This is a genomic window from Streptomyces sp. NBC_00210 (genome assembly GCF_045160975.1).
In the GTDB taxonomy this organism is placed as follows: Bacteria; Actinomycetota; Actinomycetes; order Streptomycetales; family Streptomycetaceae; genus Streptomyces.
Genome location: NZ_CP108120.1, coordinates 8,502,569 through 8,526,677, shown reverse-complemented (window position 1 = coordinate 8,526,677; position 24,109 = coordinate 8,502,569). Strand labels below are relative to the sequence as shown.

General features: G+C 68.6%; 20 protein-coding genes and 1 pseudogene. 10 read left to right on the top strand and 11 right to left on the bottom strand.

Going from position 1 to position 24,109, the window contains the following annotated elements; translation table 11 throughout:
• Positions 1 to 176 precede the first annotated feature (176 nt).
• From OG729_RS38220 to OG729_RS38205, 4 genes are all read left to right on the top strand, one after another.
• A complete protein-coding gene (locus OG729_RS38220; protein WP_405810712.1) occupies positions 177 to 1,745 on the top strand; it encodes an alpha/beta hydrolase in 1,569 nt (522 codons plus the stop codon).
• Between the two features lie 360 nt (positions 1,746 to 2,105).
• Complete coding sequence (locus OG729_RS38215; protein ID WP_405810710.1) at positions 2,106 to 3,335, top strand: cytochrome P450; 1,230 nt, start codon at positions 2,106 to 2,108, stop codon at positions 3,333 to 3,335.
• A 445-nt stretch (positions 3,336 to 3,780) separates the two neighbouring features.
• A complete protein-coding gene (locus tag OG729_RS38210) occupies positions 3,781 to 5,229 on the top strand; it encodes a gamma-aminobutyraldehyde dehydrogenase (protein ID WP_405810709.1) in 1,449 nt (482 codons plus the stop codon).
• A gap of 252 nt (positions 5,230 to 5,481) precedes the next feature.
• Positions 5,482 to 7,371 carry an ABC transporter ATP-binding protein gene (locus tag OG729_RS38205; protein WP_405810707.1) on the top strand — a complete coding sequence of 630 codons (1,890 nt, stop codon included), beginning with the start codon at positions 5,482 to 5,484 and terminating at the stop codon, positions 7,369 to 7,371.
• Between the two features lie 74 nt (positions 7,372 to 7,445).
• On the opposite strand, the gene OG729_RS38200 is transcribed toward OG729_RS38205, so the two are convergent.
• From OG729_RS38200 to rpmG, 3 genes are all read right to left on the bottom strand, one after another.
• Positions 7,446 to 8,984: a S8 family peptidase gene (locus OG729_RS38200; RefSeq protein WP_405810706.1), complete on the bottom strand. Its 1,539-nt coding sequence runs from the start codon at positions 8,982 to 8,984 to the stop codon at positions 7,446 to 7,448.
• 298 nt (positions 8,985 to 9,282) lie between these two features.
• Entirely contained in the window at positions 9,283 to 10,104 is an 822-nt protein-coding gene (locus OG729_RS38195) for a hypothetical protein (protein ID WP_405810705.1), read from the bottom strand.
• Between the two features lie 639 nt (positions 10,105 to 10,743).
• The gene (rpmG, locus tag OG729_RS38190) at positions 10,744 to 10,908 is read right to left on the bottom strand and encodes a 50S ribosomal protein L33 (RefSeq protein WP_360875072.1); all 165 of its coding nucleotides are present in this window, start codon (positions 10,906 to 10,908) and stop codon (positions 10,744 to 10,746) included.
• 268 nt (positions 10,909 to 11,176) lie between these two features.
• Between rpmG and OG729_RS38185 the strand changes: the two genes are divergently transcribed.
• Positions 11,177 to 11,722: a hypothetical protein gene (locus OG729_RS38185; protein ID WP_405810704.1), complete on the top strand. Its 546-nt coding sequence runs from the start codon at positions 11,177 to 11,179 to the stop codon at positions 11,720 to 11,722.
• Here the strand turns inward: OG729_RS38185 and OG729_RS38180 are convergent.
• The 3 genes from OG729_RS38180 to OG729_RS38170 form a co-directional block, all read right to left on the bottom strand.
• Complete coding sequence (locus OG729_RS38180; protein WP_405810703.1) at positions 11,717 to 13,153, bottom strand: amidase; 1,437 nt, start codon at positions 13,151 to 13,153, stop codon at positions 11,717 to 11,719. The genes OG729_RS38185 and OG729_RS38180 overlap by 6 nt on opposite strands.
• Positions 13,154 to 13,396: 243 nt before the next feature.
• Positions 13,397 to 14,383, bottom strand: coding sequence for a chitinase (locus tag OG729_RS38175; RefSeq protein ID WP_405811433.1), 987 nt, complete (start codon positions 14,381 to 14,383; stop codon positions 13,397 to 13,399).
• 330 nt (positions 14,384 to 14,713) lie between these two features.
• Positions 14,714 to 15,478, bottom strand: a complete 765-nt coding sequence (locus tag OG729_RS38170; protein ID WP_360875078.1) for an NAD(P)H-binding protein — start codon at positions 15,476 to 15,478, stop codon at positions 14,714 to 14,716.
• A gap of 104 nt (positions 15,479 to 15,582) precedes the next feature.
• Between OG729_RS38170 and OG729_RS38165 the strand changes: the two genes are divergently transcribed.
• Positions 15,583 to 16,467 (top strand): sigma-70 family RNA polymerase sigma factor, encoded by an 885-nt coding sequence (locus OG729_RS38165; protein ID WP_360875081.1) that lies wholly within the window; start codon positions 15,583 to 15,585, stop codon positions 16,465 to 16,467.
• Positions 16,468 to 16,604: 137 nt separating this feature from the next.
• Here the strand turns inward: OG729_RS38165 and OG729_RS38160 are convergent, their stop codons facing one another.
• Both OG729_RS38160 and OG729_RS38155 read right to left on the bottom strand, forming a co-directional pair.
• Positions 16,605 to 16,874, bottom strand: a complete 270-nt coding sequence (locus OG729_RS38160; protein ID WP_405810700.1) for a WhiB family transcriptional regulator — start codon at positions 16,872 to 16,874, stop codon at positions 16,605 to 16,607.
• A 189-nt stretch (positions 16,875 to 17,063) separates the two neighbouring features.
• On the bottom strand, positions 17,064 to 17,273 hold the full coding sequence (locus tag OG729_RS38155; protein WP_405810699.1) for a hypothetical protein: 210 nt from the start codon (positions 17,271 to 17,273) through the stop codon (positions 17,064 to 17,066).
• An 896-nt stretch (positions 17,274 to 18,169) separates the two neighbouring features.
• Here OG729_RS38155 and OG729_RS38150 point away from each other — a divergent pair.
• Positions 18,170 to 18,352 carry a hypothetical protein gene (locus OG729_RS38150; protein ID WP_360875092.1) on the top strand — a complete coding sequence of 61 codons (183 nt, stop codon included), beginning with the start codon at positions 18,170 to 18,172 and terminating at the stop codon, positions 18,350 to 18,352.
• Positions 18,353 to 18,567: 215 nt separating this feature from the next.
• On the opposite strand, the gene OG729_RS38145 is transcribed toward OG729_RS38150, so the two are convergent.
• Positions 18,568 to 19,800, bottom strand: coding sequence for a glycosyltransferase (locus OG729_RS38145; protein ID WP_405810697.1), 1,233 nt, complete (start codon positions 19,798 to 19,800; stop codon positions 18,568 to 18,570).
• 207 nt (positions 19,801 to 20,007) lie between these two features.
• On the opposite strand from OG729_RS38145, the pseudogene OG729_RS38140 reads away from it, so the two are divergent.
• Together OG729_RS38140 and OG729_RS38135 are read left to right on the top strand one after the other, a co-directional pair.
• A pseudogene (locus tag OG729_RS38140) lies at positions 20,008 to 20,159 on the top strand (transposase); the annotation flags it as partial.
• 480 nt (positions 20,160 to 20,639) lie between these two features.
• Positions 20,640 to 20,942: a hypothetical protein gene (locus tag OG729_RS38135; protein WP_360875098.1), complete on the top strand. Its 303-nt coding sequence runs from the start codon at positions 20,640 to 20,642 to the stop codon at positions 20,940 to 20,942.
• 73 nt (positions 20,943 to 21,015) lie between these two features.
• Here OG729_RS38135 and OG729_RS38130 read toward each other — a convergent pair whose 3' ends face one another.
• Both OG729_RS38130 and OG729_RS38125 read right to left on the bottom strand, forming a co-directional pair.
• The gene (locus OG729_RS38130; protein WP_405810696.1) at positions 21,016 to 21,678 is read right to left on the bottom strand and encodes a response regulator; all 663 of its coding nucleotides are present in this window, start codon (positions 21,676 to 21,678) and stop codon (positions 21,016 to 21,018) included.
• Positions 21,675 to 22,856 carry a sensor histidine kinase gene (locus OG729_RS38125; protein ID WP_405811431.1) on the bottom strand — a complete coding sequence of 394 codons (1,182 nt, stop codon included), beginning with the start codon at positions 22,854 to 22,856 and terminating at the stop codon, positions 21,675 to 21,677. Before OG729_RS38125 ends, OG729_RS38130 begins: the two co-directional genes overlap by 4 nt.
• 363 nt (positions 22,857 to 23,219) lie before the next feature.
• Between OG729_RS38125 and OG729_RS38120 the strand changes: the two genes are divergently transcribed.
• Positions 23,220 to 24,020: a class I SAM-dependent methyltransferase gene (locus tag OG729_RS38120; RefSeq protein WP_360875103.1), complete on the top strand. Its 801-nt coding sequence runs from the start codon at positions 23,220 to 23,222 to the stop codon at positions 24,018 to 24,020.
• Positions 24,021 to 24,109: the final 89 nt, after the last annotated feature.

The following is a 24,109-nucleotide window of genomic DNA, read 5'->3' as shown; positions in this document are numbered from 1 at the left end:
GCCCGGACTTCTTAGCCGAGTTGGCCACCTCGTCGCGTACGACCCTGGGACCATCTGTCACGCGGCCCGTACATCCACAGTCGGACGAACCCCGCCCTGGCGGCGGATTCGCCCCAACTGCCTTACGCGAGAGGGTTGCTGCGTCCAAACGCACCCAATCAGAAGGACCGCCCTACGTGCGAATTCGACGAATAGCACCCATTCTGGCGGTGAGCGCCGCCGCAACCCTGGTTCCTGCGTTCACCCCTGCCACGGCCTCGGCCGCTGCAGACCCCCTGAAGCAGTACCTTCAGCAGAAGCCCAAGTGGCACCGCTGCGAGAGCGGAAACCCCGCCGGCTACCAGTGCGCGAAGATCAAGGTGCCGCTCGACTACAGCCGCCCCGGCGGCAAGAAAATCGAGCTTGCGATATCGCGGATCAAGACAAGTACCGCGAGCGAGCGTCGCGGTGTTCTGCTGCTCAACCCCGGAGGCCCGGGCGGTGAGGGCCTCAGCATGCCGCTCATGATGGAGCCCGAACTGCCCAAGTCGGTGAAGAGACGATACGACCTCATCGGATTCGATCCGCGGGGTGTCGGGCAGAGCTCCCCGGTGAGCTGCGGCCTCACCGACAAGGAACGGGAATGGCAGCGCCCCTACAAGCCCGCAACGTTCGCGAAGGACGTGAAATGGGCCCGCACCGTGGCCGAGAAGTGCCGCGCCAAGGGAGGTGACAAGCTGCGCCACCTCACCACCCGCAATACGGCCCGCGACATGGACGTGATCCGGAGCGTGCTGGGCGAGAAGAAAATCTCCTACCTGGGGTACTCCTACGGTACCTATCTCGGCGCCGTCTACACGCAGATGTTCCCCAAGCGCGCCGACCGGTTCGTGCTGGACAGCGCTGTCGACCCTCAGCGGATCTGGCGCGGCATGATCCAGGTCTGGGCGGAGGGGGCAGAGCCCGCATTCACGAGGTGGAGCGAGTGGACCGCTCGTCGTGCCGCCACGTACAAGCTGGGTGACACCCCGGAAAAGGTCCGTAAGACCTTCTGGGATCTCGTCGCTCAAGCCGACCGCAAGCCCATCGAATTCCAAGGGCAGCCGGTCACCGGCGACGACATTCGCGCCGGCCGCGCCGTGTTCTTCAGCGTCCGGCAGGCCGCCGAGACGGTCGCCGAGCTGAAGAAGGCCGCTGCCGGCAAGCCGGCCGCCACCTCTGAGCCCAGGATGACCCCGCGCCCCGCTCCGCCGTCGTTCGGTCGTGCCGTTCCCTCGGACAACGGCGATGCCAGCTTCTGGTCCGTCGTGTGCGCCGACACACGGGCGTGGCCGCGCGACCCCGAGCAGTACCGCACCGACGCGATCCGGGACAAGGCCAAGTACCCGCTGTACGGCGACTTCGCGTCCAATATCAAGCCGTGCGCGTTCTGGAAGAACGGCAGTGAGCCCGCAACCAAGGTGAACAACAGGGTCGGCACGCTCATCCTGCAGAACGAGTGGGATTCGCAGACGCCTCTGTCCAGTGGCCGCGGTATGCACCGGGCACTGAAAGGCTCGCGGATGGTCACGGTCGCCGGGGGTGAGGGACACGGCATCTACGGTTCCAAGTCGTGCGCCGACAAGACGGCCACCGCCTACCTGACCACCGGCAGGCTCCCGGCGAAGGACGTGACCTGCAAGGCCGCCAGTGGGCGAGAGCAGGATGCTCGCACGCTTCCGGTCCCCACGCCTCCGGGGATTCCGGGGATGCACGAACGCTTCTGACACTGCCCAGGATGTGACGTGGGGCTTCCGGCGACGGAATGCCCCACGTCGCAACCACATCAGGCATCAGCCCCGTGATCTCCTGGCTCCGGGCAATCGCCGCACGTGCCCGGCCCCTGGTGACCACTTATGAGACAAGCCACACCGCAGCTCTGGCTGACTCATGCGTCGGCGTCGGGTTGTTGGGGAAGGACCCGATGGGGTGGGGGCTGGACGCCGGAGTAGTTGAAGTCGGGAGGTGTGGGCAAACTGGGTGCCTCGCAGGTCGACCCTACGGTCCCGAACTGGGATGGCGACCCGGCTCGTTCCACCGCGCCCTTACCGCCCGACCGTCCCCAGTCCAGAAACGGAGACCCCTCCATGCCGCAGCCTCTCGTTCTTGACCCCACCGGCGCCGATCCGGACACCGAACACCGCACGCTGCGCGCCAAGGGACCCGCCGCCCGAGTCGACATCCTCGGCGTAACCGCGTGGTCCGTCACGGATCCCGATCTGCTGAAGAAGCTGCTGACCAGCCCGGACGTTTCCAAGGACGCCCGCCGGCATTGGCCGCAGTTCAACGGCGCCATACAGACGTGGCCGCTCGCCTTATGGGTCGCGGTCGAGAACATGTTCACCGCCTACGGCCAGGACCACCGCAGGCTGCGCCGGATGGTCGCCCCCGCCTTCAGCGCCCGGCGCGTCGAAGCGCTCAAGGATCGCGTTGAGAGCATCGTCGCCGGCCTGCTCGACGACCTGGAGAAAACCGAACCCGGAGAGCAGGCCGACCTGCGTGAGCGCTTCGCCTACCCGCTGCCGATCCAGGTCATCAGCCACCTCATGGGTCTGCCCGCGGGCCGGCGGGAGGGCTTCCGCGCGCTCGTCGACGGCGTCTTTGCAACCACGCTCACCCCGGAGCAGGCCGCCGCAAACACTGCCGACCTCTACGCGGTACTCGACGACCTCATCGCCACCAGGCGGGCCGAGCCCGGCGACGACATGACCTCTCTGCTCATCGCCGCGCGGGACGAGGACGGGGACGGGTCGGCGCTGTCCGAGAACGAGCTGCGCGACACGCTGCTGCTGATGATCAGTGCAGGCTACGAGACCACCGTCAATCTGATCGACCAGGGCATCACCGCGCTCCTGACCCACCCCGAACAGCTCAACAACGTCCGCTCAGGCCGCGCGACATGGGGGGACGTTGTGGAGGAAACCCTGCGCCTGGAGCCGGCCGTCAAGCACCTGCCGATGCGCTTCGCCGTCCGTGACATTCCACTGCCCGACGGCCAAGTGATCGCCGAAGGGGAGGCGATCCTCGCCTCCTACGCCGCGGCCAACCGGCATCCCGACTGGCACGGAGACAGCGCCGAGAGCTTCGACATCACCCGCACCTCCCCAGGCCCGGAGCACCTCGCCTTCGGTTACGGCGCCCACTTCTGCCTCGGCGCTCCGCTGGCCCGCCTTGAAGGGGCCGTCGCCTTGCGGGCCTTTTTCGATCGCTTCCCCCACGCCGCGCTCGCCCGCCCCTCCGACGAACTCCAGCGCGTGCCCTCGCTGATCACCAATGGGCACCAGCACCTGCCCGTCTGTCTACGGCCCGCCGCCTGACTGACTCAGGGCCTCACTGGATCTGCCGGCCCTGGCCCGGGGGACGCTCATGTGCATCCGCCGGGCCGGGGCACGCAGCCGGCGGGGGCAATCAGCACACAACGAAACGCGCGCGCTGCGTTCGCCGGTCCGACAGCCTCACCTGCCGCGGCGCGACGGTCACCTCCACGCGCCGACGCGACGTGACTGGCGCCAGGTGCCGAGCAAGGGGCCAGAGTGTGCAGATCATCCACTAGCACATCAGAGCAATGGATGATTCCGATACTTCATCGGGGGTCGAACCCCGGATAACGTCCCAATCACCACCCGGGGCCCACCACGCCCCGGCGCAAACCGGACCCCGACCGCGCCCCGCGTCCGCCGCGCGCCTGTATGGCGGATGCGCCATCGCCGTGTCCGCTCTGCACGGAAGCCGTTCCCCGCACCCAGCCACTAGGAGAGACGCGTGAGTGATCTTCATTCGCTGCGCAACTACATCGACGGCAAGTTCGTCGACGCACAGGACGGCCGTACCCTCCCCGTCGTCGACCCGACGACCGGCGAGCCGTACGCCACCTCGCCGCTCTCCGGTCCGGCCGACGTGGACGCGGCCATGGCGGCCGCTGCGGCCGCCTTCGCCGTCTGGCGCGACTCCACGCCCAGCACCCGCCAGCGGCTGCTTCTGAAGATCGCTGACGCCGTCGAGACACGCGCCGACGAACTGGTCCAGGCGGAATGCCGGAACACCGGCAAACCGCGCGCCGTGACCAGGGCCGAGGAGATCGGCCCGATGGTCGACCAGATCCGCTTCTTCGCCGGCGCGGCCCGGATGCTCGAAGGCCGCTCGGCCGGCGAGTACGCCGAGGGACTCACCTCGATCATCCGGCGCGAGCCGGTCGGCGTCTGCGCACAGGTCGCACCCTGGAACTACCCCATGATGACGGCGGTGTGGAAGTTCGCCCCGGCCATCGCCGCGGGCAACACAGTCGTCCTCAAGCCGTCGGACACCACCCCGGCCTCCACGGTGCTGCTCGCCGAAATCGTCGGGGAAGTGCTCGAGGAACTGAACCTCCCGGCCGGCATTCTCAACGTCATCTGCGGCGACCGGGAGACCGGCCGCCTCATGGTCGAACACCCGACCCCCGCCTTCGCCGCCATCACAGGCTCCGTCCGCGCCGGCATCGAGGTCGCCAAGAGCGCGGCCAAGGACGTCAAGCGGGTCCACCTGGAGCTGGGCGGCAAGGCGCCCGTCATCGTCTTCGACGACGCGGACATCGACCTTGCCGTCGAAAGCATCACGGCGGCGGGTTTCTTCAACGCGGGCCAGGACTGCACAGCCGCCACGCGCGTCCTGGTGCACGAACCCGTCCGCGACGAGTTCGTGGCCGCCCTCGCAAAGGCCGCAGCCGACACGAAGACCGGTGGCATCGACGACGAGGACGTGCTCTACGGCCCACTGAACAACCCCAACCAGCTCGCGCAGGTGTCCGGCTTCATCGACCGGCTGCCGGTGCACGCGAAGGTCGAGGCGGGCGGCCACCAGGTGGGCGCGAAGGGCTACTTCTACGCGCCGACCGTCGTCTCCGGTCTCAAGCAGGACGACGAGATCGTCCAGAACGAGGTCTTCGGCCCGGTCATCACCGTCCAGTCGTTCACGGACGAGGCGCAGGCCCTTGAGTGGGCGAACGGCGTCGAATACGCGTTGGCGTCGTCGGTGTGGACGAAGGACCACGCGCGCGCGATGCGGATGTCGAGGTCACTGGACTTCGGATGTGTGTGGGTCAACACCCACATGATCCTCGTCGCGGAGATGCCGCACGGCGGCTTCAAGAAGTCGGGTTACGGCAAGGACCTGTCGGCGTACGGCTTCGACGACTACACGCGGATCAAGCACGTCATGACCTCCCTGGGCTGATCCGACTGCCGCGACGTCCCTCACGTCGTACGAGAAAAAACCGTGCCGTCCGTATCGCGGGCAGCGGCTCTGTGCGTCACCGCTCTTGTCCGGCGGTGACCGCACAGAGCACGGCTGCTGTGGTGCCGCTTGGTGAGGACCTGAAGGAATCGGTTGACCTCAAGTTTGGTTCAGGTCATAGCGTTCTGGGTGCGCCCCGGGCCACGCCGGCCGACGGGAACCGCGTCGGCCCACCAGATTCCGGAGGCACTCATGGACATGGAAGTCACCGCGTGGACATCGCTGCACAGTGCGATGAACGCCCAGCAGGATCGCAGACCCTTCTCCCGGGCCACCCTGCGACGCATCGCCTCCTTCGCCCGGCCGCGCCGCCGGCAGCTGTACCGTTTCCTGCTGCTCAGTGTGGTCACCGCCCTGCTCGCCGTGGCCACACCTGTGCTCGCCGGCCGCGTCGTCGACGCCATAGTCAAAGGCCAGCAGAACGGCACGGTCACCCGGCTCGCACTGATGATCGCTCTCATCGCCCTCGCCGAGGCCGGGCTCGCTCTCCTCACCCGTTGGCTGTCGGCCACCCTCGGCGAGGGGCTGATCCTCGATCTGCGCACCGCGGTCTTCGACCACGTCCAGCGGATGCCAGTCGCCTTCTTCACCCGAACCCGCACCGGCGCACTCGTCAGCCGGCTCAACAATGACGTCATCGGGGCCCAACGGGCCTTCAGCAACACCCTCTCCGGCGTCGTCTCCAACCTCGTCACGCTGCTGATGACGCTCGCCGTGATGCTCAGCATCTCCTGGCAGATCACCCTGCTGGCCCTCGTCCTGCTACCGGTGTTCGTCGTCCCGGCCCGCCGGATGGGCTCCCGCATGGCCAAGCTGCAGCGCGAGGCCGCCAACCACAACGCCGCCATGAGCACCCAGATGACCGAACGGTTCTCCGCCCCCGGCGCGACCCTCGTCAAACTCTTCGGACGCCCCGCCGACGAATCCGCCGAATTCGCCGCCCGCGCCCGCCGGGTGCGCGACATCGGCATCCGTACAGCCATGTCCCAGTCCGTCTTCATCACCGCGCTCACCCTGGTGTCCGCCCTGGCCCTCGCCCTGGTCTACGGACTCGGCGGCTATTACGCACTGCGGGGCAGCCTGGACCCGGGAGCCGTCGTCGCCCTCGCCCTGCTCCTCACCCGCCTCTACGCCCCGCTGACCGCCCTGGCCGGCGCCCGTGTCGAGGTGATGAGCGCCCTGGTCAGCTTCGAGCGGGTCTTCGAGATCCTCGACCTGAAGCCGCTGATCGCCGAGAAGCCGGACGCCCGCCGGGTACCGGACGGGCAGGTGTCCGTCGAGTTCGACGGCGTCCGCTTCGGCTACCCCTCCGCCGACAAGGTCTCCCTCGCCTCCCTCGAAGAGGTGGCCACACTCGACTCCCGCGGCGGCACGCAGGTTCTGCACGACATCACCTTCCGCGCCGAACCCGGCCAGATGGTGGCCCTGGTCGGTTCCTCCGGCGCGGGCAAGTCCACGATCGCGCAGCTCATGCCGCGGCTGTACGACGCCGACGCCGGCTCCGTACGGCTGAACGGCATCGACGTGCGCGACCTGACCTCTGACTCGATCCGCGAGACGATCGGCATGGTCACCCAGGACGGCCACCTCTTCCACGAATCCGTCCGCGCCAACCTGCTCCTTGCCCGGCCCGACGCCACCGACGACCACATCTGGGATGCCCTGCGCCGCTCCCGCCTCGCCGAGCTGGTGGCCTCGCTGCCCGACGGCCTGGACACCGTCGTCGGCGAACGCGGTTACCGGCTCTCCGGCGGCGAGCGGCAGCGGCTGACCATCGCCCGGCTGCTGCTGGCCCGCCAGCGGGTCGTCATCCTCGACGAGGCGACCGCCCACCTCGACTCCACCTCCGAGGCGGCCGTGCAGGAGGCGCTGGCGGAGGCACTGCAGGGCCGTACCGCCGTGGTGATCGCCCACCGGCTCTCGACCGTACGGGCCGCCGACCTGATCCTGGTCGTCGAGGATGGCCAGATCGTCCAACGCGGCACCCACACCGAACTCCTGGCCTCCGGCGGCCGCTACCAGGAGCTCTACCGCACTCAGTTCGAACACCCCGGAGCGGCGGAGGCGCACCCCGTCCACTGACCCCGGTCGGCATCGAGCCGAAGCCCTGAGGCCTGCAGACGCTGCGGACGCTGCAGGCCTCAGGGCGCGGTGTGTCAGTGCCTTGTGACGGCGTCGAGCGCGTTGACGATGCCGTAGCCGTAGAAGCCGTTCACCCGCCCGGTGCCTTTGCAGGTCGAGTCTTCGACACCGTTGCCGTCGGGGTCGTACAGCCCGGTCGGGCAACCCGGGTTGTCCGCCTGGGCCTTGAGCAGCGCCTGGAGAGCCTGCGGGCCGGCCCACGGGTGGGTGCTCTTGAGGAGGGCCGCGACGCCGGCCACGTGCGGGCCGGCCATCGAGGTGCCCTGCAGGAAGGCGTATCCGTTGTTGGGCATGGTGGCGAGGATCCGGCCGTTCTTCGACGGGGTGTCCGGGATCTGGTACTTGTCGCCGCCCGGGGCCGCGACGTCGACGACGCCGAGTCCGTAGCTGGAGTAGTACGACTTGAGGTTCTGCACGCCGGTCGCGGAGACCGTGACGACACCCGGCAGCTGGGTCGGGATGTCGAAGCACTTGTGCGGGTCGACGGTCCGCGGGGCCGGGGTGGTGTCGTCGGGGCTGGAGTCGTCGACGATCGCGTCCGAGTCGAGGTCGTCGTTCGAGTTGCCCGCCGACGCGACGTGCAGCGTGCCCTTGCTCTGCGCGTACAACGAGGCTCGGTTGACCGCGTCGACGATGGCCTTCTGGTCCGGGTCGTCGAGGCAGTTGTAGAGCCACGGGTCGATGTAGTAGCTGTTGTTGGTTATCTCGACACCGTGGTCGGCGGCGAAGACGAACGCGCAGACGACGCTCTCCGGGAAGAACAGGCTGGTCTTCGGGTCGCTCACCTTGATCGAGGCGACCTTGACGCCCGGAGCAACACCGGCCACGCCGATGCCGTTGCGGGCGGCGGCTATCTCACCGGCGACGTGCGTGCCGTGGTAGTCGCTCGCGGGGTCGTAAGGACGCCAGGCACCTTCGCTGGTGTCCGCGACGCCGCCCACGCAGTTGGCGGACTGGCTCTTGGAGAAGTTCGCGGCGAGGTCGGGGTGGGTGTCGTCGACACCGGTGTCGATCACGGCGACGGTGACGTTCCTGCTGCCCGGGTTGATCTTCGCGGCCTTGTCCGCGCCGATGGCGCGCAGGTCCCACTGGTCGTCCTCGAGCGGCTCGGTGCCATCGGCGGCGGCCGTAACAGCCTGGGCCTTGGCACTGTCCACGTACTCCGGGGCGCCGCTCTCGGTGGTGCTCGCAGGGGCGAGTGCGGCGGTACGCGTTGCACCCGCACTCTGAACGCCCTTGACCGTGCGCATCTGCTTGGCGAAGTCGGGGTTCGCCGAGTGGACGACGATGACGCCGATCTTCGCGTGAGTGATGACAACGGTGCCGCCGGCCTTGGCTATCGCCGTCTCAACAGCCTTGATGGTGCCGTGGTTCGCCTTGGTGTTGACCACGTACGAGAGCACGGGGCCGTCCGCGGTCGCCGTGGCAGGGGTGTCCTGCCCGGCGGCCTGGGCGGAGGCGGCGCCCGGCAGAAAGCCGAGCGACGCGGTCAGCGCCAGTCCGGCCGGTACCGCGAGGGCGGCACGCAGGCGTCTGGAGCGCAGATGAGCCATGGGGGTACTCCGCATCATCAGTAGGACCGCCCGAATTGAGTACGCACGGGCGGGGTACGTGACGACGAAAGCTAGCGTCGATCACGTGTGTGTATCAATGGCCAAAGACCCATGGACTTCCTCGTCTGCTTCCTACTCCCCCGTAGATGATGGGCCCACCGCGAGTTGTTGAAGAGCGCTTCAGACGGTGGTGGCGGCGGTGCGTCCGGGGCAACGGCCGGGGCGTGAAGGTTCGCCGCCCTCTGCCGCACCGGAATCCGAACCCACCAACTGCGGGAGGAATATGACCAATTCCGGCTCAATCAGCCCCGCAGCAGCCGGCCCCCGGCTCACCCGATTCGCATCGGCAAGCCCGCTGGATCGGGGCTGAGCCGGCCCCCAGGGCAGCCGCAGGCGGCGGGCCGCTACCCGCTCGGCGGGGAAGCGGCACATTGAGCCGGCGCTCATCGATCACGCCTCCCAACGGCCGTTCATGGTCGCGCTTTCGCCGGTTCGTGGCACCGACGGGAGGTGATCCATAACCCGGGTTCAGCGTCGCCGGGAGCACGTCCTCAGGCCTCGGTCGACGAGCCGGGAAGCGTCCGTGAAGCAGCCCCAGGACGATTGCGGCGCCGATCGCGATCAGGTGCTCACGAGCTGCCAGATTGGGCTTGACGACAGACTCCAGCAGCATCGAGCCACCAGTGAAAGCGAACAGAACAGGCGCCCGCCGGATCACCGCAATGTAGGTGAACAGCCCTACCACAGCAGCGGATGGTCCCGTATCGAGCACCTGCCCGATCTCGGGCGGCAGTCCCAGCCCCCACCACCCCGGGCCGATCGCGATCATCACCCGGACGCTGAGTGTGCCCGCCAGAGTCGTGGCATAGGCGACCACAAGCGTCCGGGCACGACCCAGCGAAAGTTCGGCAATCGCGAACGCCAGAAACAACTGTGTGATGCCCGCCCACACCGGCAGGTCGAGGGCAGGGACGAACAGGGACACGGGAGTCCGCAACAGGGCCAGCGGGAGGGGCAAATCGGCACGCACTTCGCCTAACAGGCGCACCACCACCGCACCCTTCGGCGTTTGGTGAATCGCGTGGAAGAAGATCACCGAGCTTGTGGCCAGCAACGCCAACGAGACTCCGCCCACCCCCCGGCGCAGAAGTTCCCGCACAGGCGCCACGACAATGCCACGCCACTCCCCCAGCAGCGTGCTCCCGACGAAGCGCACCAACCAGCCCAGCGCGGGACGCAATTGCCCTCGAAGGACACCACGCACCGCGCCCGGCCCACCGTCGCCGGCGGCTGCCTCGCTTGTGCCGGTCCGACCCTTCTCGGGAACGTCATCGCGAACACCCGCCATACGGGACATCTACCGACCAACCCCCCTCATCACGGCTCCGAGCAATCGTGTCCATCAGCGCATCGGTGTGCCCACGCACCTCTAGATCGTCTACCAGGTCGAACAAGACGTGCACCTGGGGGTCCTGAACGAGCCCAGAAGAGCAAGGGCCCCTGCAGCACGAATGGAGGGCCTCCACAGGTTCTTACCTGTGAAGACCCTCAGCACCGCCGGGACGACAGGATGCGAACCTGTGACCCCTTGACCCCACAGGACCGTGATGGATGTCCGACCGAGCGCCCACCACGGGCCGCGGGCGGTCAGCCCCTGGAGGCCGCGGACGCGTAGCGGCGCTCAAATCGCTCGATACGGCCGGCGGGGCCTCCTTCGTGGAGACGAGGCGATTGGTCGCCCGCGGTGTGCGGGAGCGGATCAGCGTTCCTCGCGGAACACAACGTGCTGGCCGAGCGTGGGGTCGTACTTGCGCAGCAGGAGACGGTCGGGGTCGTTGCGCCGACTCTTGCGGGTGACGTAGGTGTGACCGGTCCCAGCAGTCGACCGGAGCGTGATGACCGGTCGGGTGTCGCTTCGTGCCATGTGATGCCTCCACACGATTCCAACGACTCCACCCCGTAAATTGGGGTGATTTTCGTTTTCACTGGCTTGCTGACTGCGACAACACACCAGGACCACGTCGCATTCCCGGCCGAGACCCGCCTCGACCCCACCTCGTCCCCGGTCCTGTGCCCCAGGCGATTGACGGCGCACACTGAAGGTGGTGCACAGCGTGCAGGCGATACCGCTCACCGCAAACTGCGGATCTTCCGCTGACGGGTGCCCGGTCGGGCTGTGACCAGGAGGAACCATGCCCGTACACGACATTCAGCAGCCGCGGTCACGCCTAGCCCTTGCGACACACGACCTGCTGCACCGCACAGCCCGTGCCCTCCGGCACTGGTGGCCCGCCGTGCAGACGACTCCGATGCCGCCCGCACGATCCGAGCAGCTCCGGACCCTGGCCGACGTGCTCGACGTGGCAGTCGCCGCGCAACGGCAGGCGGACCAGGTGGTAGCCGCATGCGGAGAGCCGGAGCAGGTATCAGGCGCAGTCGCCAAAGCATGCGGGGAGCAGGTGGTCGTCTACCACCGCCTGCGAGGGATGCTGGGCGCCCTGCCCGCGGACGGCGACGTCGCCGAAGCCCGCGAACGCGCCGCACGGCTGTTGTCCTACCACCAGTGGATGCTGCACCAGTCGCTCGTCTTCGCCTGCACCACAAACCCAGATTCCCGGGTGGAGGCCGCGCGCCTCACGCTGAATGGGCTGGGTGCCCCTGCCGACGCGCTGCGCGAGCTGCGCGACCAAGTCCGGACCGCCGCGGACGCCGCGCCGGACGAGGGAAACAGGTCATGACGTCGACGGCCGGCTGTCCTGGATGCGGCGCCAGGGCCGGTCGGCCTCCAAAGCGAACGCGATTTCCAGCAGCGTGCGTTCGTCGCCGTTCCGGGCGGAGAACATCACCCCGATCGGCAGGCCGTCCTCGGTGGCGATGCGCGCGGGCAAGGAGATCGCGGGGCTGCCCACCACATTGTTCAGTGGGGTGAAGGCAACGTAGGAGGTAAGCCGCTCGATCAGCGTCTCGTACGGCACATCGGGGCTGAGGTGGCCCAGTCGCGGCGTGGTGTGCGCGAGCACCGGCGAGAGCATGAGGTCCAGGTCACGGAAGGCCGCCGCGTACGCCTCGCGTGAGCGGCTCAGCCGACGCAGCACCGCCGGGGTGCTGCCAATCCGGCGCCGGTAGTGGGCGCGCAAGCCCTGGCTGAGACCGTCCATGCGGCGCCGGTCGAAATGGCGGTCCAACCGCTTGCCCGTAGCGCCCACGAGGAAGGACAGCATGCCCCAGTAGGTGATGAAGTCCTCGGCGAAGCGTCCGTCCAACGCGATCCGTACCGGCACCACGGTGTGGCCGAGCGTCTCCAGCGCGGCCGCGGTGTCCGTCACGGCAGCTCGGGTGACGGCGTCCGTGGTGACGCCGGTCGGGGAATCGAGCAACAGCCCGATACGCAGACGACGTTGTGACGGGCCCTCGACCAGGCCGAGCGGTGGCAGCTTCGGGTTGCGCCAGTGTTTCTCCGCGGCTGCGAAAAACACGGCGGTGTCCCGTACGGATCGGCTCAGTACGCCGTCGCTGACCAGGTTGATGGGCAGAGTGCGGCCTTCTTCGTTGGCGACCAGCCTGCCGCGAGTGGCCTTGAGGCCGACCAGTCCGCAGCAGGCGGCCGGGATGCGGATCGAGCCACCGCCGTCGTTGGCGTGCGCGATCGGCACGGCGCCGGCGGCCACCAGCGCAGCGCTGCCACCCGACGAGCCGCCCGCAGAGTGCCCCGTGTGCCAGGGGTTGCACACCGGTGCCGCGTTCTCGAACTCGGTCGTGGCGTTGAAACCGAACTCGGGCAGCCGGGTCTTGCCGAGCACGCTCACGCCGGTGCTCAGGAACTGCCGGGCGAACGGCGCATGCCGCCTCGCGGGCCGCGCAAGGTACGCGGCGCTGCCGAAGCCCGTGGGGAGGCCCCGGTAGTCGACATTGTCCTTGATGAAGCTCGGCACCCCCGCGAAAACTCCCGACCCGCCCGTGGCGGAGGCCACGGCCCGGTCGTACGCGGGAGTTTGCACGGCGTGCAGATCCCCACTGACTTTCCGCACCCGCTCCACGGCGGCCAGCACCACCTCGACCGGGTCGGCTTCTCCGGCACGTATCAGCTTGGCCATGCCCACCGCGTCGTGCTCGCCGAGCACGTCGTCACCAAAGGCATGGACAGCGGTCGCGCTCAGGGGATCGCTCACATGGGCCTCCGCCACGATTTGTCGAGAGGCAATCAACGCTATGCCGTGCAGGCGTCGGCCACAACGAATCCCGCCTTCCAAGATCGCTGCCGGCCGACTCCAGTCGCGGCAACGTCGGCGGGCCGAGCCCCCAGACGGACAGGTACAGTCGGCCGCCTCCAGGTGAGCGACCCCCTTGGCACGGTCGTGCAGCTGCGCAGCCGGGCGGCGGCGCAGCTGCTGGTACGGACGATTCCCACCGCGCTACGACAGGCTGTGGACGTGCGGTCCGACGGCGTCCGACCAGGCGTTGCCCGCAGCTGCATCCCAGTTCGTGGACCAGGTCATCGCGCCGCGCAGGCCCGGGTAGGTCTTCGACGGCTTGAACGAGCCGCAGTTGGTGCCCTGTGTCAGGCAGTCGAGGGCGTTGTTCACAACCGAGGGCTCGACGTAGCCGCTGCCCGCGCCGCGGGTGGAGGCGGGCACGCCGATGCCGACCTGGGACGGGTCGAGGCCGCCTTCGAGCTGGATGCAGGCGAGGGCGGTGAGGAAGTCGACCGATCCCTGGGAGTAGACCTTTCCGTCGCAGCCCAGCATCGAACCGCTGTTGTAGTACTGCATGTTGACGACGGTGAGGATGTCCTTCACGTTCAGCGCCGTCTTGAAGTACTCGTTCGACGTCGACTGCATGTCGATGGTCTGCGGAGCCATCGTCAGGACGAGACCCGAACCGGCCTTCGCCGCCAGTGACTTCAGGGCCTGTGTCATGTATGTCGAGTTGAGGCCGTTCTCCAGGTCGATGTCCACGCCGTCGAACCCGTACTCCTCCATCAGCCCGTACACCGAGTCGGCGAAGGCCTTCGCGGAGGCGTCGTCGTTGACGGCAACCGCGCCCTTCTCGCCGCCGATGGAGATGATCACGGACTTTCCGGCTGCCTTCTTGGCGGCGAGGTCCACCTTGAACTGCTCGACGGTGTAGCCGCCGAGGCCCTCCGAGTCGAGGTTGAACGTGACGGCGCCGGGCGTGCCCGTCGCATCAGCGAACGAGACCGCGATGATGTCGTACTGGTCCTGGACCTGCGCCAGGGTCTGGACACTCGCCCCGTTGTTGAAGTTCTGCCAGTAACCGGTCAGGGCGTGCGCGGGTACGGCGGTGGGGGCCGCCGAGGTGGCGCTTGGCGTCGGCTCCTCCGTCGCATTGGCGGCAGGTATGGCGATACCGGCGGCCGCGAGAACGCCGACGGCGAGCATGGCTTTCAGCGTGCGGGGGCGTACTTTCCTGTGCACTGCATGGCCTCCGTGGGGGGAGAAGATCGCACCGCAGTACACAGATGGTGCTCAGTGTGAACGCGCGGCGCGTGTGGGGGGATGTGCGATTCGAAACGGTGGCCACCGCTGGACGTACAAGCTGGTCCAGACCATTGCTCTTGTCAAGAGCCCGCACACGATCCCCACGGCGCTTCCCCGTGTCCGCGCATCACCCCCGCTGTCCGGGGTGCCCGCAGCTCGTGAGCCGGTCGGTCCGCCGAGCAGCTTCCCGACTCCCGCCCCGGCGAGGGTCGTTGGCGAGTGGACGGTACGTCAGCTCGCCCGCTCGGCCAGGAATTCTTCCCAGGTCAGCTTGCCCACCGCAGCCCCTTCGAGAGACAGGTTCTCGCCGGCCCGGTACGCGCGGCCGGCCTTCCCCGGCATCCGGACCGGCATCATCAGCCGGCGCTTTCCGCGGGCCTGCAGGTATCCGCGGCTCAGGTCGGCCATCCCGTACACCTTCGGCCCGGCCAGGTCGGGCACCAGGCCGGCCGGCTTGTCGAGCGTCAGTTCCACGAGCCGGGCTGCCACCTCGCGCGAATCGACCGGCTGGAACCGCAGTCCGCCCGGGACAGGTATCACCGGCATCCTTGCCATCTTCTGCACCACGGTCAGGACCAGGTCGTGGAACTGGGCGGCACGCAGCGTCGTCCACGGCAGGCCGGAGTCGGCCACCGCCCGTTCCGCGCCCAGCTTGGACCTGAACCAGCCCAGCGGAACCCTGTCCGCCCCGATGACCGAGATGTACACCAGGTGTTGCACCTCGGCTCGAGATGCCGCCTGCAGCAGGTTCCTGGTCGCCGTGTCGTCGCCCTTGGGGCCGCCGGCGAGGTGCAGGACGGTCTCGGCGCCCTCCAGCGCGGCCTCGATTCCCTCGTTCTTGAGCAGGTCACCGCTCACGTACTCAACGCCGTCGTCTCCGGACTCGCGGCTGTGCCGGCTGAGGATCCGCACGGTGCAGCCGGCATCCCGCAGGAGCGGCACGACGTGGCCTCCCAGCGTGCCCGTACCGCCGGTGACCAGGATCGATGACGTCATGGCTTCTCCAGAACTCGTATGGGCCGGGCGTTCAACTCCCAGCCGGATCAGTAGGTTCTCGGTGATCTACTTCTCTGACACCCGGCGAACGAGGAATGTGACCGATGGACGAGAACACATTGCTGATCGAGCGTTTCGAGGAAGACCGGACTCACCTGCGAGCGGTGGCCTACCGGATGCTCGGCTCGCTCAGCGAGGCCGATGACGCGGTGCAGGAGGCTTGGCTGCGCCTCAGCCGCGCCGACACCAGCGAAGTCGAGAACCTCACCGGGTGGCTGACCACGGTGGTCTCACGCGTGTGTCTGAACATGCTGCGCTCGCGCGAGCATCGCCGCGAGGATCCCCTTGACATGCAGGTGCCCGACCCGGCGCTCGGACATGAGGACGGGCGCGATCCCGAGCAGGAGGCGTTGCTGGCCGACTCGGTCGGGGTGGCCATGCTGGTGGTGCTCGACACGCTGACGCCGGCCGAGCGGCTCGCCTTCGTACTGCACGACATGTTCGCCGTGCCCTTCGACGAGATCGGCATCATGCTCGAGCGTTCCCCGACGGCGGCGAGGCAGCTCGCGAGCCGCGCCCGCCGCCGGGTCAAAGGAGGCGCCCCGGTCCCCAGTGCCGATCTGACCCGTCGGCGTCGAGTCGTCGACGCCTTCCTGGCGGCCACGCGCGGCGGGGACTTCGAAGCCCTGGTCGCACTGCTCCATCCCGACGTGGTGCTCCGGGCCGACAAGACGGTCGTCCCCACCACCGAACCCATCGTCGTCCTGGGCGCCCAGACCGTGGCCAAGGGTGCGATGGCCGCCACCGGACGAGCCCGGTTCACCGGGCCGGCGCTGGTCGACGGAGCGGTCGGACTTGCGATGGCGCGCCGCGGACGGCTTTTCCTGGTACTTGCCTTCACCATCACGGACGACAAGATCACCGAAATCGATGTGATCGCGGACCCGGATCGCCTCCGCCAGCTCGGCCTCGCCGTTCTCGACGACTGACACGTGCGGCTCAGGTCGGCCCAGCCGTACTCCCGGGCACGGGCCGATGGGACGGCGGCGCGATCCAGGTGCGGATGGAGGTGGGGCCGGGTACCGCTTCGGGTGCCGGCCCCACGGCCCTCCCGACGGCTCCGCCGCTAGCCGGCGCTGCGCGCCCGGGAGTGCCGCCTCGCCGTCCGGCGCTTGAGCGCCCGCCGTTCGTTCTCGTCGAGTCCGCCCCACACCCCGAAGTCCTGGCCAAGCTCTATGGCCCACTCCAGGCACTGCTCTCTGACCGGGCACCGGCCGCAGACGGACTTGGCCTCGGTGACCTGAAGCAGGGCGGGGCCCGTGCTGCCGACGGGGAAGAACAGGTCGGGATCTTCCTCGACGCATGCCGCGTCTTGACGCCAGTTCTCGTTCTCCACGGGGAGTCTTCCTCCATTCACAGACATTTACCGGTTCCCTTCGGGTCACCGACGGTCGGTCGCTGAAACGACCAAGGGGTCGGCGAATGCTGGATCTGCCCGAAAACCGGCGACGCATGCCGACGCGCGCATTGACGACGCCGTTTCTCTCGCGATGGCAACGCGGGCATAGGGCCGACGTAGCCAAGGTCATCGCAGTGTGATCTCCTCGCCGACTTGGCGCTCGCGGGCTGCGCGGATGACCTGCGCCGCGGCGGCAGCGTCCTGCACCGCCACGCCCGCCGACTTGTAGAGCGTGATCTGATCGGCCGCGGTACGCCCCGGCCTGGTCCCCGCGACGAGCTCACCCAGCTCGGCATGCACGTGCTCGGCGGTGACAACGCCGTCGCGGATCGGCATCAGCAAGTCGTTGCTGCCTGCCGGGAAGGGAGCCAGTGCGGCTGAAGCCGACCGACGTGACATGCACGCCCGGGGTCAGCCATGAGCGCCGGACAACGGGTTCGACCGCGTGGGTCTACGCGGCGGCGATGTCGGCGCCGTCGAGCGCCTCCGCGTAATCGACCGCGGTGATGACCGTGCCGTCCAGCAGTCCCAACGGCTCGCCTGTGTCCCCGATCGAACACGAGGATCAGGGCCTGGTGGGTGGGCAGGGACGTGCCGGAATTGTGAGGGAACGGGGACACCAGCTTGGTCATGAGCATCCCTGCCGAAGGGACATGGCCGGGCATGGCAGCCAGGAACCCTTCTCGCTCGGCACGAGCGCGGCGATCCTGTCGGGCGCCGAAGCCCGCCCGGCGCTGAGGTCCGCCATGGCCGACGCCAGCGCCTCGGTCAACGCGTCCGTGTGAGCAGCGCCTGCACTTGGGAGGGACCATGAACCAGCACACGCCTCAACCTCCTTCACACCGCTCTGGCCTACCAGAGGCAGAGCGCTCGGGTACGAGCATGGTCCGCGACCATCTTGCCTGCGCGACAACGCGCCACCGATCCGGGCAGGTCCGTCTGCACCCGCCCTGGTAAGCGCCGCCGCCGCGGGGCCGGGCAGTCCGCGCCTGCTCGCGGGCCGGCGCCTCCAGGCCACCCGCATCGGGCAGAATTGGCATCGCCTCGACCCCTCAAGCCACCACAGACGGCGGCCAACGCGTGGCAGAGCACTCCCACCCGCCAAACGGTCATATGATCAGCCAGTCTTCGCTGCTCGTGTCACCCCATCAAGGGGGCGAGCAGGCGGGACAGTCACCCAGACGTCGGTGGCACGACCACGCCGCGTCGCACCTCACCCTCGGAAGGCCTGCATGAGTACTGCTGCAACCCGGCGCGATCCCGGCAACGAGCCGACCCACGCCACCACACCTACCGCGGCCTATGTGGGGCTGTTTCGCGAACCGCAGTACACCATCGACCTTCCGCCACTGGACGACGATGACGACGTCGCCCCAACCCCGGCCACGGCCCGACGACCCAGCGCTCGCGGCTGACATCGACTGCCTGGTGGCGGCGAGCGGGACGATCCGGTTCACGGATCAGCTCCCGCTCGTCGAGCGCGACCGGGCAGATCACAAGTCGAGCGCCTCGATCAGCCGTTACAGCAGTCCAGAACGCTCACCGCGCCGGTCGGCGGCATCCTCCACGAGACCAGCATTCCGCATGACCAGCACGGACGGATTCTCCATGGCGATCGTCCCGAACTCGTTCAGAATGAGCTTTGAGAGTCCGCAGCCATCAATCGCTGTGCGGCGGTGTTTGTGCCGTCAGTGCGCACTGCGTCGGCGATGAATTGGGCACGAGTTGCTACGTCCGGCTGGAGAGCGTGGCTGAGAGCTGCTGCCAGCGAGTCGACGGTCGGTGGGACGGGCGGGTGGCCGGTTCCGATCTTGAGGTGGTCGATTCGTTGTGCCCAGTAGTGCTGGTCGTAGACCTGAGGAATGACGACCTGGGGCGCTCCGGCTCGCGCGGCTGCGGTTGTGGTGCCCGCGCCGCCGTGGTGCACGACAGCGGCAACCCGCTTGAAAAGCGCCTGCTGGTTGACGTCTCCGATGGACAAACAGTCGGGTTCACCGTCCACCAGGGACAGGCTGGCCCACCCGCGGGACACGATGGCACGGTGTCCCAGCGCACGGGCCGCCTGGATCATCACCTGGCTGAGGTCCTGTGGGGCGCGGATGCTGCCGAAGCCGAAGTAGACCGGTGGCTCCCCGGCATCAAGGAATGTCTCCAGCTCTGGAGACAGTGGGCGCTGGTCCGGCAGGATCCAGGCGCCCGTCTGAAGTACATCTCGGTCCGCGGGATCAGGCCAGGGCCCCAACGTAGGGTCGGCGGCCAACCACGGCTTGTCGGTGAAGATGTGGCTCCGCACGTCAGTGACCGAGGCCAAGCCAGCTGATGCCCGATGCGCGTTGAGAACGGCGCCGAAGGTGTCGTTCCAGCGTCGTGCATCCTGAGCCCAGAGCATGCGATTGTCGGCCGTACCGTCCGACGGTGTCCCTCCCCGCAGTGACAATGGGGGAGGCGCGTGGTGTGGGGAGGGCAGGGCTATCGGGCAGTAACCGGCCCAGACGTAGGGGATTCCCATCTGCTCGGCCACCGAGCGAGTGGCAATTTGCAAATATCCTCCTGCCACAAGAATGTCGCAGCCTTGGGCTGCCGCCGTGACCGTCACGAACTGGGTGGCGACTGTGGATTCCGCCAGCTGACGCAACTGCTCGGGCGAGGGTTGGGCCCGCGCGACTGGTGCGCTGGATGTCGCGGTCTGACGCACCTCCGGGCCGCTGGGCGTGAAGGGGATCCCGAGGGTGTCGATCCAGTCACGAAAATCAGGGGGTGCGCACACGCGGACTTCCTGCCCAAGCGCCCTCAACCGCAATGCCAGCGCCACCAAAGGCTGGACATCACCACGCGACCCGATTGTCGAAAGCAGCACGCGCATCGGAATCCCCTCGTTCAGCGGCCTCGACCACGGTCGGTCGGCGCCTCTTGAATGTGAGCCCGCGTGCGCGTCCGTCTCAGTTCGCCATGCGCGGTTCAGCTCACGGCCCAGAATTCTGGCCCAGCACCGGGGCCTTGCCGCAAGTCCCCCTGTTGGCTATATGTTGAAGTGGGGGCGAAGGTGGCACCGAGCTGCGGGCAGCAGGCCCGTTCCCGTTGGGTGGTAGAGCGCCCTTCGCCTGGCTCCATCAATTCAAGCGGTTACGCCATCGCTACGAGATACGAGCCGACGTGCATCAGGGCGTCCTCGAAGTCGCTTGCAGCAATATCTGCTTGAGACGTCTCCGCACCTCATTCTGAAACGACCAGTCAGAGGCCTTGAATCCGAGGTATCACAACGCGGGTTGCTCGCCGTCAGGGTGGGCTGGCGTCAGAGAGCCATTCGTCAACGTGGGCGTACGAGCCCGGCGCTGGCCGGCTCCTCAAGCCTGTCTGCTGCTCTATAGGAGTCGGCTTGTTGGACGTCATGGAATATGGCTGCGAGGGCGGCAGTTCGGGCACCTTCAGGGTCACGATCGGGCGACGATCAGGCGGCGCCGAATCGAGCACGTCCTGCACAACCCGGACGAGTGCATGGCAGTCACGGCCGTCCTGGAGGCACCGGGCCGCGGCGACCCGGTGTTAAGCCCATGTTGAGTCGAGGATCAGTGCGATCCGGACCCTTGTGGCGCGGGTCGCCGTGGTCGTCAGGGTGCGGTGACCGACCAAACCCTCCAACTCCTGTGGTCGGTTGCCCGCGGCCCGCCCCCGAGCAACAGCGCCAGAAGGGAGTTGGACGTCATGCCGAAGCCCTATTACGAGGTCGACGTCCCCATACAGCGAACCGACAACCCCACCACCCGAGGCCGGCACGTCTTTGTCGGCGAGGCGTGGTCCAGGCACGAGGCGATACGGATCGCGCACGAGGTGTACGAGACAGCGCTCACCGCCAGCCGGACCGGGCGTGAGATCCCCGGCAGGCGCCGGGACGGCTGGGCGTCTCGCGGGCTGCGCCCCGGTTGGGAGCTCGACTGGAAAGCGGCGACGGCCCGCCTATGGGTCGACTCGCACAGCTGGGCCACCAGCGGCGGAGATGCTGCATGACCTCGGCGACCGGCCCATGCGCTGCTCGTACGGACTCCTGGTCCTCAGGCGCCCTGCGCGGGCGGGAGCGGCGTCACGGCAGCAATCGCTGCTCTTTGGCGAGCGCCACCGCCCCCGCTCGGGTCTCCACCCCCAGCTTGCCGTAGATCCGTCGCAGGTGGGTTTTGACCGTGGCCTCGCTGATGAACAGGGCTCGGGCGATCTCGCGGTTGCCCAGGCCCAGTGCCAGCTGCTGGAGGATGTCGCGCTCGCGCTCCGACAGAGCGGGGCGCGGGCTGCGCATCTGGGCCAGCACCCGGTCGGCGATCGGAGCCGAGAGTGCGGTGCGGCCGGATGCCGCGTTCCGGATCGCCGCGAACAGCTCTTCCGGCCGTTCGGCCTTGAGCAGGTAGCCGGTGGCGCCCGCTTCGATGGCGCGGGTGATGTCGGCGTCGGTGTCGAACATGGTGAGCACCAGCACGCGTGGGGTCGGCGTGTCGGGACCCTCTCCGTCACCGAACGACAGATGACGGGTGGCTGTCACGCCGTCCATGCCGCCGCCGAGCTGGAGGTCCATCAACACGACGTCGGGTCGCACGCGGGCTGCCACGGCGAGAGCCTCCTCGCCGCTGCCCGCCTCACCGACCACCTCGATGCCGTCGGTGCTGGACAGCAGCGCGCGCAGCCCGGCACGTACCACGGCATGGTCGTCGCACAGCAGCAGCCGGATCGGCGAGGCGGACTCCTGGGGGCTCACGAGGCGTTCTCCCTCGAGGTGTTGGGGACGAGGGGGGCGAGGGATAGGGCCGCCGACACGACGGTGCCCTCGCCCGGCGTGGATTCCACGGTGAGGGTGCCGCCCGACTGCCGTGCCCTGATACGCATGGCCGGCAGCCCGTGCCCGCGGGCCAGGCCCGCTCCGGGGGCCGGCGGGCCGTCCGGGTCGAAGCCGCGGCCGTTGTCGGCGATGTCCAACGAGATCTCATCGTCCAGGCAGGTGAGGGTCAGCGCAGCCCGCGTCGCCGCGGCGTGCTCACGCACATTGGCCAGCGCGCCCTGCGCGATGCGCAGCAGTGCCGCCTCGACCCGCTCCGGCAGCAGGCCCGGGGTGCCGTCGAGCCGGAAGTCCACCGTCAGTCCCTGACCGCTCTCGCGGTCGGCGAGCGCGCTCAGTGCCTCGGCCAGGGTGCGCTCGGCGAGGTCTGCCGGGGCCAGGTCATGGACGAACCGGCGGGCCTCGGCCAGGCTGCGGGACGTGATCTCGGCCGCGTCCCGGATGTGCCCGCGGGCCGTGTCCGGGTCCGCCTGCCAGACGCGCTCGGCGGCCTGCAACAGCATCTGCTGGCTGGACAAGCCCTGCGCGAGGGTGTCGTGGATTTCCGTGGACAGCCGCTGTCGTTCTGTCAGGATGCCTGCCCGCCGCTCGGTGGCGGCCAGGTCACGGCGGGTGCGGACCAGGTCGTCGATCAGGACGCGCTGTCTGGCAGCCTGGCGCTGCAGATGGAGCAGGACGGCGGTGGCGACTGCCGCGATGGCCGGCGGGGCGACGACCATATTGGGATTGAGCGCGCCGTCTGACACCCGCACCTGGGAGGCGACGACCAGCGCAGTGAGCCCGGCCACCACCGGCACCGCGATCCGCGCGGGCAGCGCGTGCAAGCCGGCGAACAGCAGCGGCATGGCGCACCACGTGGCGCTCGGCGCGAGGGCGAGCAGGACGATCCAGACGGCCGACACCGCGCCCAGCCAGGCCAGGTGCCGGGCGGAGGGCCGGGCGCCGGGGCGCGGTGCGGGTGCCAGCAGCCGTCCGAGGACGTAGAGCAGCCCGAAGACGGCGAACAGCGCGACCACCCATGCGGTACGCGTGTCGCCCAGGTCGCGGGTCAGGAAGCGGGCGAGCGAGGAGCCCAGCAGCAGGACGAACGCTGCGTGCATGACCGCCGTCAGCCATCGCCCGTCCGGATCGGCCCGCTCGCCCTCCCCCTGGGAAAGGCTCCCGGTCGCCGCCGTCACAGGCCGCACGACCGACGTGGCTGTTCACTGTGCCGCACCGACGGCCTCCTCATCGCCTCACCCGGCCTCTCCTCGCAGGCAGTCCTAACGTGCGTGGCGCGCTCAACGTGCCCAAGCGGTGCCGCAACCTCCAATCGGCTGATAGCGGCGTCCCCCGAACCGTCCCCGTATCAGAGCCGGTCAGCCCCATCCGGCTCCCGTTCGCGCACCGAGGCTGGTATCGAGACCCGCGAGGCGAGGCGGCACGGCCGCCGCGTCCGCACCGAGCGAGGAGGAAGAATCCGCGTGCCTGCCAAGAACGTCACCGTCAACCGCGCCGCCCTCGGGCACCGCATCGCCTATGCGCTGCGCCACCCCGAGCGGGTGCCGCGCCACATCGCCCGCGCCACCCGGGACGCGTGGCTGCGCCACCGCTGGCCGGACCACATCGCCTACTACCGCGCGGTGATGCGCTCCGACACCCGCGCCGACCCGGACGCGGCGGTCGGCAGCCGCAGCCACGAGCGTTGGCTGGCACTGGGGGCAATGCAGTTCGACTACCTGCTCGGCCACGGCCTGCGCCCCGAGCACCGGATGCTGGAGATCGGGTGCGGCAACCTGCGGGCCGGCTGGCGGTTCATCCGGCACCTGGAGCCGGGGCACTACTACGGCATCGACATCTCACCGGACATCCTCGTCGCCGCGCAGGACACGATCGTGCGCGTGGGGTTGCAGAAGCGGCTCGCCACGCTGACCCCGGTCCGCGACCTGACCCTGCGCTTCCTGCCCGAGGCCCATTTCGACGTGGTGCACGCGCACAGTGTCTTCTCGCACTCCCCGCTCCCGGTCATCGAGGAGTGCCTGGCCAATGTCGGCCGGGTGCTGGCACCGGGCGGCTGGTTCGACTTCACCTTCGACCGTACCGAGGGCAAGGAGCACCAGGTGCTGCGGGAGGACTTCTACTACCGCACCGAGACGCTGATCGCCCTGGCCGAGAAACACGGCCTGGCGGCCCGCTTCATGGCCGACTGGGAGGAACTGCCGCACGGCCAGTCCAAAATCCGCGTCACCCACGGCCCGGACAACGACAGCGAGCGGCACGAATGATCACGCGACGCGTCGCGCACCTTACTTGGCATGGAGTGCCAAGAAGGCTTCGCAGGCGCCGACTTGTGCGTGCTCCAGACATATGGGGA

What these genes read in the sequence shown, in the direction of transcription:
- OG729_RS38215 (WP_405810710.1), top strand. Translation starts at nt 2,106, where the DNA reads ATGCCGCAGCCTCTCGTTCTTGACCCCACCGGCGCCGATCCGGACACC.
- OG729_RS38205 (WP_405810707.1), top strand. Translation starts at nt 5,482, where the DNA reads ATGGACATGGAAGTCACCGCGTGGACATCGCTGCACAGTGCGATGAAC.
- OG729_RS38200 (WP_405810706.1), bottom strand. Translation starts at nt 8,984, where the DNA reads ATGGCTCATCTGCGCTCCAGACGCCTGCGTGCCGCCCTCGCGGTACCG.
- rpmG (WP_360875072.1), bottom strand. Translation starts at nt 10,908, where the DNA reads ATGGCACGAAGCGACACCCGACCGGTCATCACGCTCCGGTCGACTGCT.
- OG729_RS38185 (WP_405810704.1), top strand. Translation starts at nt 11,177, where the DNA reads ATGCCCGTACACGACATTCAGCAGCCGCGGTCACGCCTAGCCCTTGCG.
- OG729_RS38175 (WP_405811433.1), bottom strand. Translation starts at nt 14,383, where the DNA reads ATGCTCGCCGTCGGCGTTCTCGCGGCCGCCGGTATCGCCATACCTGCC.
- OG729_RS38170 (WP_360875078.1), bottom strand. Translation starts at nt 15,478, where the DNA reads ATGACGTCATCGATCCTGGTCACCGGCGGTACGGGCACGCTGGGAGGC.
- OG729_RS38165 (WP_360875081.1), top strand. Translation starts at nt 15,583, where the DNA reads ATGGACGAGAACACATTGCTGATCGAGCGTTTCGAGGAAGACCGGACT.
- OG729_RS38155 (WP_405810699.1), bottom strand. Translation starts at nt 17,273, where the DNA reads ATGCCGATCCGCGACGGCGTTGTCACCGCCGAGCACGTGCATGCCGAG.
- OG729_RS38150 (WP_360875092.1), top strand. Translation starts at nt 18,170, where the DNA reads ATGAGTACTGCTGCAACCCGGCGCGATCCCGGCAACGAGCCGACCCAC.
- OG729_RS38145 (WP_405810697.1), bottom strand. Translation starts at nt 19,800, where the DNA reads ATGCGCGTGCTGCTTTCGACAATCGGGTCGCGTGGTGATGTCCAGCCT.
- OG729_RS38135 (WP_360875098.1), top strand. Translation starts at nt 20,640, where the DNA reads ATGCCGAAGCCCTATTACGAGGTCGACGTCCCCATACAGCGAACCGAC.
- OG729_RS38125 (WP_405811431.1), bottom strand. Translation starts at nt 22,856, where the DNA reads ATGCACGCAGCGTTCGTCCTGCTGCTGGGCTCCTCGCTCGCCCGCTTC.